This window comes from Sphingobacterium sp. UBA7625 (assembly GCF_002484085.1).
GTDB lineage: Bacteria > Bacteroidota > Bacteroidia > Sphingobacteriales > Sphingobacteriaceae > Sphingobacterium > Sphingobacterium athyrii.
The window spans coordinates 24,541-33,686 of the sequence record NZ_DLJD01000033.1 but is presented as its reverse complement, the minus strand read 5'-3'; the positions used below and the strand labels follow the sequence as shown (position 1 = coordinate 33,686).

The 9,146-nt window shown below is 41.0% G+C and carries 7 protein-coding genes; 3 read left to right on the top strand and 4 right to left on the bottom strand.

Annotated features, from left to right (window positions below):
- Positions 1 to 2,689: TAT-variant-translocated molybdopterin oxidoreductase (locus tag B4G94_RS15800; RefSeq protein ID WP_286860011.1), on the bottom strand; the 2,689-nt coding region annotated here is incomplete at its 3' end.
- Positions 2,690 to 2,726: 37 nt separating this feature from the next.
- Positions 2,727 to 3,989, bottom strand: a complete 1,263-nt coding sequence (locus B4G94_RS15795) for a cytochrome c3 family protein (RefSeq protein ID WP_108635999.1) — start codon at positions 3,987 to 3,989, stop codon at positions 2,727 to 2,729.
- Positions 3,990 to 4,420: 431 nt separating this feature from the next.
- Between B4G94_RS15795 and B4G94_RS15790 the strand changes: the two genes are divergently transcribed.
- Entirely contained in the window at positions 4,421 to 4,801 is a 381-nt protein-coding gene (locus B4G94_RS15790) for a methionine-R-sulfoxide reductase (protein WP_181390648.1), read from the top strand.
- Here B4G94_RS15790 and B4G94_RS15785 read toward each other — a convergent pair.
- Complete coding sequence (locus B4G94_RS15785; RefSeq protein ID WP_286860008.1) at positions 4,791 to 5,801, bottom strand: LacI family DNA-binding transcriptional regulator; 1,011 nt, start codon at positions 5,799 to 5,801, stop codon at positions 4,791 to 4,793. The two genes, B4G94_RS15790 and B4G94_RS15785, sit on opposite strands and share 11 nt — an antisense overlap.
- Positions 5,802 to 5,943: 142 nt before the next feature.
- On the opposite strand from B4G94_RS15785, the gene B4G94_RS15780 reads away from it, so the two are divergent.
- Together B4G94_RS15780 and B4G94_RS15775 are read left to right on the top strand one after the other, a co-directional pair.
- Complete coding sequence (locus tag B4G94_RS15780; protein ID WP_286860007.1) at positions 5,944 to 8,226, top strand: GH92 family glycosyl hydrolase; 2,283 nt, start codon at positions 5,944 to 5,946, stop codon at positions 8,224 to 8,226.
- Between the two features lie 72 nt (positions 8,227 to 8,298).
- Positions 8,299 to 8,625: a DUF493 domain-containing protein gene (locus B4G94_RS15775; RefSeq protein ID WP_108636003.1), complete on the top strand. Its 327-nt coding sequence runs from the start codon at positions 8,299 to 8,301 to the stop codon at positions 8,623 to 8,625.
- A 38-nt stretch (positions 8,626 to 8,663) separates the two neighbouring features.
- On the opposite strand, the gene B4G94_RS15770 is transcribed toward B4G94_RS15775, so the two are convergent.
- Positions 8,664 to 9,068 carry a hypothetical protein gene (locus tag B4G94_RS15770; RefSeq protein ID WP_146191118.1) on the bottom strand — a complete coding sequence of 135 codons (405 nt, stop codon included), beginning with the start codon at positions 9,066 to 9,068 and terminating at the stop codon, positions 8,664 to 8,666.
- Positions 9,069 to 9,146: the final 78 nt, after the last annotated feature.

The window sequence follows — 9,146 nt, the reverse complement described above, 5'->3', positions numbered from 1 at the left end:
TGTTCAAGTAGTTGTCAAAACGCGAATCATTCCAGTATGCGAACCAGTTGAAACGACGTACTTTGAACGGACAGTTGTTTGCACAGTAACGCGTTCCGAAACAACGGTTGTAAGCCATATGGTTCAGACCTTCTGAAGAGTGTACTGTTGCCAATACCGGACAAACTGTTTCACAAGGTGCGTGACCACAGTGCTGACACAACATCGGTTGGTGAACAACAGTGATATCTTCGAAATCCAATTCAGCCGAAGCTTTCGCAATTTCTTTCTCTTTTGTAAGATCTTTTTCTTTGCCTTCGATTGTATAGTAACGGTCAATACGTAACCAGTGCATCTCACGACGACGACGAACCTCATCACGACCTACAACAGGGATGTTATTCTCCACATTACAAGCTACGATACAAGCACCACAACCTGTACATGCGTTCAAGTCGATCGCCATCACCCATTTGTGCCCCGGTTGCTCGTATTTGTTCCACAAATCGTACGTTTTGTGATTATCTGTAAAGCGTCCCGCCTCAGAGTTAGGATCTTTCAAGTATTTCGCAAACGTAGTCTCACGAATCACGTTACGACCTTCGATCGTGTGGTGTGTTTGTGTTTGTGCCAATTGGTAAGTTCCAGAAGCTTTCGCTACAGTTGCTTTTGCAACACCTTGAACAGTACCGTTGATAATAGAAGCAAACGGGAATGCGTTTTTACCGACTTCATTACCTGCTTTACCAACTTTCGTGCGGCCATAACCTACAGCAACTGAAACGGTTCCTTGTGCTTGACCTGGTTGTTGTACAACAGGCAATTCCAATTCAACACCATTTGCTTTTACAGTTACTTTACCATCTTCACCCAAGCCTAGTTTTTCAGCATCTTTAGGATTTAGGGCAGCGTAGTTGTCCCAAGTTACCTTAGATACTGGATCAGGCAATTCCTGTAAGTAAGCATTGTTTGCGTAACGACCATCGCGAAGAGCAGAAGGCTCGTAAAGTTTCAATTCAAACTCGCCAGTGATTGCTTTGCTCGAAGCTTCGATAGCAGAAGCCGCAGCAGCAGCATTTCCTGTAAAAGCAGGAGCAGTCGCAGCTTTAGCACCTTTATATTCAAAACCAGTTTGCAATACAGCATCCCAGTTTTTCGTAGAACCAGCTAAGATTTGTGTAGACCACAAGTTCTTAACAAAGTTGTACATATCTGTTGTGTTTCCTGCCCAAGTCAACAAGCTTTGCTCAACTTGACGTGTTTGGAAGACAGGATTGATTGTTGGTTGAACGATTGAGTACAAACCTTCCTTCGGATTTGCGTCACCCCAAGACTCTAAGAAAGTACTTGCAGGCGCGATCGCTGTCAACTCCGATGCTGTTTCATCAGCACGTTGCGAGAAAGAGAGCGTGAAAGGAATTTGTTTCAATGCAGCTTTTACATCATCCGCTTTGAAGTAGTCATATAAAGGGTTACTGTTCAAGAAGAACGCTACCCCCACTTGACCGCCTTTTGCAGCAGCTAAGAAAGCTTGGAAAGACGAATCCGAACCTTGGTATTGTTTAGAATAATTATCTAAATCAATGATTGTACCGTAAGCGCCCAATGCGACGTTGATTGCATTGACCAATACCTGAACATTCACATCGTTTGAACCGGCAACAACTACAGCAGCACCTTTGCTGTTCAGCAATTCTTTTGCTGCCAGCGCCACACCTTTTTGTGCTTTTTTGTTTGCAGTCGCGCCAGCCAGTGATTGACCAGTGATTGCATTATACAAAGCGATCAATGTAGCACCTTCTTCTGAAGGTTTGATAGCGATACGCGCATCCGCATTTGTACCCGTCATCGAAAGACCGGATTCAAATTGTACGTGACGTGACATTTTGCCATTTTTCAATGATTTGTAGTCACGGTTTTTAGCGTATTGTTGTGTATGTTCTTCACCTGCCAACCAAGTTCCTAAGAAATCAGCGGCAACTGAAACAATGATATTTGCTTTATCAAAATTGTATGAAGGAACTACAGCTTTACCAAAAGAAGCTTTATTTGCTTCAATAATACCACTGTAAGACACAGCATCGTATTGTACGTGGTTAACTGTAGGAAATTTCGTTGCGAAAGCAGCGATAGCTGCCAAGGTTGAAGGACTGTTTACTGTATTCGAAACGATCGTAATTTGTTTACCAGAAGATGCGGCTGCAGTTAATGCTTTAACAACTTCCCCATCCAATTTAGACCACTCTACATCTTGACCTTTCAATTGCGCCTGTTTCAATTTAGACTCATCGTATAAATCCAATACAGAAGCAGCAGTAGTTGAATCCAAACCTTGGTTCAAACCAATTGCATTCGGGTTAGGCTCAACGTTAATCGGACGACCTTCACGCGTTTTAACCAAGATACTCTGACCATTGAATGTCGAAGCATAGTAGTTAGGTATACCTGGAGTTATTTCTTCAGGTTTAATCAAATAAGGAACTGCCTTATGCACAGGAGTACGGTTACAAGCCGCTAAAGAAACAGCACCCAAACCAAAACCTAATGCTTTCAAGAAGTCACGGCGAGGAGTTTTAGTACTCAAGCCAGCTTCGTTTAATACATCTTCTACAGGAATAGATTCGGCAAACTCACCCTTGCTTCCCTCAACGAAAGCAGGAGTTTGATTTAACTCTTCCAAACCTTTCCAATATTTTTTATTGCTATCCATTTAAGCTGTATATAAGATTGCGTATTTCAAATAATTATTAATAGTGACATTTACCACACTCAAGACCACCGATCATGGCTGCAGTCATTTTCTCACCTTTCTTAATTCTTTCGTGTGCCTTAATCAGATCTTCATAATATTTATTATCCGATTTGATATCTGTCTTTTTGTGACAGTCCACACACCATTTCATTGTCAATGGAGAGTATTGATATACTTCTTCCATATTTTGGATCGGTCCGTGACAAGTCTGACACTCTACTCCTGCTACCACAACGTGTTGTGAGTGATTGAAGTAAGCGAAATCAGGCAAGTTATGGATACGAACCCATTGAATTGGTTTTGGATTATTTCCATAAGTACGTGTCTCAGGATTCCAATCTAACGCACGGTAAATCTTCGCGATTTCTGGTGAGATCTCACCATCATAATGCTCAGAAGCAGTGATTGTATTGTGACAGTTCATACATACGTTAGCCGATGGTATAGATGCATTTTTAGATTTAAATGCACCACCGTGACAGTATTGACACTCAATTTTATTTACACCAGCGTGGATTTGGTGTGAGAACTTAATAGGTTGAACAGGTTTGTAACCTTCGTGAACACCAACGTTCCACATCGTTTTCCAACCACCTACTGCCAACAGAGCAACAAGCATCAACACGGTGAATCCAACCAATTTTTTGTTTTTAACGAATGCTTTCGCAAACTTCACAAAACGTTGATTGTCTTCTGGTTCTTGTTGTGCTGCAATCGCTTCCTGATTCTTAGCAATAACATTTTCTAAGGTACGGATCACACGGTTCAACACCACGATCACAACAACCGCCAAAACAACAACCGCGATCAAGCCCAAAATCATGAACATAGACGCGTTATCATCTTTTGCTGCTGCACCACTTGTAGCAGCATCTTTCGGTTTCTCAACTGAAGCATCCTTGATAAACGCGATTACCGATTTAATCTGATCATCAGATAAATCCGTAAAAGAAGTCATCACAGACTTGTTGTACTCTTCAAAGATTTTAACCGCTTCGGCATCACCAGAAGCAATTAGAGCTTGAGAGTTGCGAATCCATTTGATCAACCATTCTTCAGATTTTGTATCTGGAACTCCTTTCAACGCAGGACCAACTACTTTTCTGTCAATGGCGTGACAGGATGTACACTTAGATTTGAAGATTTTTTCACCTTCCTTGACATCTTGCGCATGCAACGTCGTAACGGCAAATAATAGCATCAAACTCGTTGACACCACCCTCGCAAGGCTTCCCAAAACGGATGAGATAGTTCTCATATTTAGCACTTTATACTATTTATTTGTGAATGTAAAAAATTAACTCCCATGGTTAAAGGAGCCACTACCCCCCTAACAATGCCACAAAAGTATGATTTATTAATAAATCGCTGACAATTTTGTGACCTTTAATATCAATTTATAATCATTCTAAACAATTGCCTTTAAACCACCGTGAAATCACTATTATAGTAAAAAGTAGCTCTTTCGCTACAACTTTTCATTACGTCGTTTAATCAAATATAAGACATTACTATGACAATTTAAAATAGCTGAATATCAAGCCCATTCAAGCTCATAAAAAACATTATTTCATATTAATTCCGTAACTTTATAAGCATAAAAATTCGCGGATATCGCGAAAGTATCATCTTGCTCCTAATAGCTTATTGCTCTCTAAGAGCGTGATACACATTAAACACACTACGAAGATGGAAACGAATAAAAAACACAACCCGTTAAGCAAAGAAGAGGAATATGTGATTCTGCATAAAGGGACGGAGCGTCCTTTTACGGGAGCACTTTTGGACAATAAAGTGAAGGGAACCTATATTTGTCGACGTTGCGACAGTCCACTGTACCGTTCGGAGTCAAAATTCGAGTCTGGCTGTGGATGGCCGAGCTTTGACGACGAAATACCCGGTGCAGTCACCCGGATTGCGGATGCAGATGGCCGTAGGACAGAAATCCTCTGCAGCGCATGTGGAGGACATTTGGGCCATGTTTTTCTTGGGGAGGGCTTCACCGCAAAAAATACGCGCCATTGTGTCAACTCCATTTCAATGAAATTCGTCGCGGATACTACACGTTAAGCTTTGCTTTAGTCGACTCACGAATTTTCAATTCACAAGGCAACACCATCTTACGTGTTGCTTTTATTTTTCCCTGTAATCGAAGTAAAAGTATATTGATCAGATTTTCCGCGATCTCCTTGATCGGCTGAGAGACAACGGTGATTGAAGGTTCCAGTAATTTAAAAACAGTATGATCATCGAAGGCAATCATCGCAGGCATAGCAAAACTATATTTCTTTGAAGCTTTCAGCCCTGAAATTGCCAGATAATTGGTTGAAAATAGCACAGCATCCAAACGGTTCTCACAGATAAAGTCTTTCAGGGAGTCCATTGCCTCCTCATCCGATGCATCCATTTGAACTTTCTGTATAAAACTTTGCTGTTTGTTATTATCCATGGCCTTCAGGTAGCCATCTGAGCGTTCTTTCATCTGCGTCTGGTCGGAATATAAGGACACAAAGCCAATACGTTTATACCCTTGCTGACACAGATGGTTGGTGGCATCAAAGGCCCCCTGAAAGTTGTCCGCCCCTACATAATCTGTTTCAAGGTTCGGAAAATAGCGGTCAAAGAGTACAACGGGGATATTACTTTGCTGCAATTGCTTAACAGTATCTTCCAAGCCATCTGACGGGGTAATTATAAAGCCATCGACCTGACGGTCGTAAAACATCTGAATTAACTCCCTCGCCTTGTCTACATCGTTATTTGTGCTACAATAGATAATGCGGTATCCCTGCTCGTAGACCTTGCTTTCGATCAGACGGGCGATATTTCCAAAAAATGGGTTCGAGATATCTTCGATAATCAGTCCCAAAATCTTGGTCTTTCCAGTGCGCAAGCTTTTCGCCAATTCATTCGGCTTATATCCTACTTTCTTAACATAATCCAATACGCGCTTGGTCAGCGCTTCACTGATACGCTTCTCTTTTGCCTTGTCATTCAAAATAAAGGAGACTGTAGTTACAGAAATTCCCAACGCCTTTGCGATATCACTGATTAGAATACGTTTCTTCATGTAGAGTAGGTTTGTTAAGTTTTATTTCGAAGATTACTAAAGTAAAAAATTTAACGACAATTTACTAAAATAATAATAAAATTGCGCTAAAAGGTTTTATTTACTAATTTTAGGCAGTTTCAAATACCCGAATACAACACCTATGACAGGAAATAAGCTTATCACAACAGTGTTGGGCACGCTAATCTTACCATTTTGCGTTCAAGCTCAACAAAATTTAACACAATATGTCAATCCCTTTATTGGCTCAGCGGACCATGGACACGTCTTTGTCGGAGCCAATGTACCTTTAGGTGCAGTACAACTTGGACCAACCCAAATACCACAGGTTTGGGATAAATTCAATGGTTGGGATTGGTGCAGCGGATACAATTACAAAAGTCAGGAAATATTAGGTTTTACACATACGCATTTGAGTGGAACAGGTATTGGCGATCTAAATGATCTGATGATTGTTCCGGCGAATGGCAAACTGCAATTAACGCCAGCAGAATTCAATAAGATGAATACTGGCTATGGTTCATCCTTCAAAAAAGAAAATGAAGTCGCTAAACCTGGATTCTACAGTGCCTATCTGGATGACTATAAAGTTCAGGCCAATCTCACAGCAACAGAACGCGTCGGTTATCACCAATATCGTTACGAAAAAACAGATAATGCCCATATTTTGGTTGACCTGGGTTATCATATCAACTGGGATAAACCTACAGATACTTATATCAAACAAGTCAATGATTCGACATTCGTTGGTTACCGCTTTTCCACCGGCTGGGCCAGTGACCAAAAACTATACTTTGCCATAAAAACTTCGCAACCGATTCAAAAGGTTAGATTCTTTGATGGCAAAGACGAAAAATTTGGTCAGACCACGTTCAAGGGACAAGCAATTAAAACGGCACTTTTTTTCGATGCCGCCAAAAATAAAAACATTGAACTTAAAGTTGGTATTTCACCCGTCAGCTCCAGCAATGCGCTAAATAATATTAATGCCGAGATTTCGGGCTGGAATTTTGAAAAAGTAAAACAGGAGGCAGATCTACGCTGGAACAAAACCTTAAACAAAATTCAGTTTGAAGCAGATAAGGATACTAAAACGATCTTTTACACAGCGCTATACCATACTTACTTCGCGCCTACGATTTTCAACGATGCAAACGGCGATTATATGGGTACCGATAAACAAGTCTACGAAAAGCAGGATTTTGTCAATCACACCGTATTCTCCTTATGGGATACCTATCGCGGACTTCATCCTTTAATGACTATACTTGAGGACCGTAAGATCAATCAGGATTTTATCAAGACGATGCTTGCCATCTATCAACAGCAAGGGAAGTTACCGATGTGGCATCTGCAGGGCAATGAGACCAATACTATGGTCGGTCTGCCAGCTATTCCGGTGATCGCCGATGCATTCTTAAAAGGAATCATTGACGAGAAAGATTATCCTTTGGTATGGGAAGCCGTTAAGACCACAGCAATGGGCAATGATCACGGCCTAAAATACGCACGTGACCTGACCTATATCCCTATTGACAGCATGCCGAATGAATCGGTAGCTTGGGCACTGGAATATGCTATCGCTGATTTTGGTGCTTATAAAATAGCAGAGAAACTTGGTAAAACAGAAGATGCTGCCTATTTCAAAAAACGCTATAAGCTTTACGAACAATATTTTGACAAAGAAGTTGGCCACTTTGTCGGCAAAAAAGTTAATGGCGACTTCCGCCGTCCCTTTGATCCACTAATGGCCAAGCACCGTGAAAACGATTACTGTGAAGGCAATGCATGGCAATATACCTGGTTGGTACCACAAGATGTGACAGGATTGATCAATCTTTTTGGTGGTGAACAACAATTTTTGAAGAAACTGGATTACTTCACAACCATGTCCTCGGACTTGGGTGGCGAAGCCTCACCAGATATCTCGGGACTGATCGGGCAATACGCGCAAGGCAATGAGCCCAATCACCATATCCCTTATTTGTATGCGTATGCAGGACAACCATGGAAAGGTGCAGCGTTAGCGCGTAAAGCGATGACCGATTTCTATACAAATACACCGGCAGGACTCTGTGGTAACGATGACGTCGGTCAGATGAGCGCCTGGTATGTCTTCTCCGCAATGGGATTCTATCCGCTGAATGCGATGAGCGGTGTTTATGTATTTGGCTCGCCGATGATGGAACACGCCAACATCAATTTGCCAAATGGTAAAACCCTAGCAATAACGGTGAAAAACCAAGGCAAAGCAAACCCGTACATCAAATCCATCAAATTGGATGGAAAGCCTTACAGCAAGACTTTTATCACACACGCGCAATTGCTACAGGGGGGTCAGATGGAGATTGAGATGAGCGCCACGCCAAATAAGAACTTTGGAAAAAATAAAGCAGACAGGCCATCAAGTATTGACAATAATTAACTGAAAAATTGTCAGCATAACATTAGTGGATTAATATTTGTTAATACCTATATAAATTAAGGAGAACAAAAAATGGCAGATTACAAAAACATCAATATACAAGACATCCCTGATGGAGGCGAGAATCCTAAAGACTTCTATGAAACTTTTAAAGAAAGATTAGAGGACTTGGAAACCTTTCCAAAAGACTACACGTACAAATTTATCTTACCAAAAGATCAGGATCATTTCAATCAGATTCAAAGTGTATTTGATGATACGGATGCACGTTTTGACTTCAAGGATTCCAAAACAGGCAAATACACCTCGATCACGGTCAGCCTGAATGTAAAAGATGCAGATCAGGTCATTTACTTCTACAAAGAAGTTGCCAAGATAAAAGGCGTTATTATGCTATAATAAACAAAACAGGCTGTCGAAATGACAGCCTGTTTTGTTTATTGTTCAAGAAGTTCCTGCTTGACCAAATCGCCTTGAACAAGCAGCTCTTCCATCTTTACCTGATCAAACAATTCTTTCGGAACTTTGAGTTTCAAAAGATAGCATATCGGGCGCCCCGATTGAATCCCCGGACTCCATTTTTTTTGCATTTTTAGAAAATCAAGTAGAACCAGATCTTTAGCACCATTTCCCCTGTCCATTAGTGATCCGTTTTTTGTGACGAGTACCTCAAATATATGGTCAGCATGTATCGCTTTGTCCAATCGGCCGTCCCGCTTAGCTTCTTTTAGATAATTTAGCCAATGGATCTTAAAGTTATTCATTCCCTCTTTCGGTACAAGAAAAATATCCACGGCCTTATAGATATGGCTTGTATCAGTATTTTTTGATACTTGGGCCACAACCGGCCGATATAATACCGATAAAAATAGAAAACAATATATTCGGACCATAATTAATAGTATAGTACCAAGTTAATC

What these genes read in the sequence shown, in the direction of transcription:
- B4G94_RS15795 (WP_108635999.1), bottom strand. Translation starts at nt 3,989, where the DNA reads ATGAGAACTATCTCATCCGTTTTGGGAAGCCTTGCGAGGGTGGTGTCA.
- B4G94_RS15785 (WP_286860008.1), bottom strand. Translation starts at nt 5,801, where the DNA reads ATGAAGAAACGTATTCTAATCAGTGATATCGCAAAGGCGTTGGGAATT.
- B4G94_RS15790 (WP_181390648.1), top strand. Translation starts at nt 4,421, where the DNA reads ATGGAAACGAATAAAAAACACAACCCGTTAAGCAAAGAAGAGGAATAT.
- B4G94_RS15780 (WP_286860007.1), top strand. Translation starts at nt 5,944, where the DNA reads ATGACAGGAAATAAGCTTATCACAACAGTGTTGGGCACGCTAATCTTA.
- B4G94_RS15775 (WP_108636003.1), top strand. Translation starts at nt 8,299, where the DNA reads ATGGCAGATTACAAAAACATCAATATACAAGACATCCCTGATGGAGGC.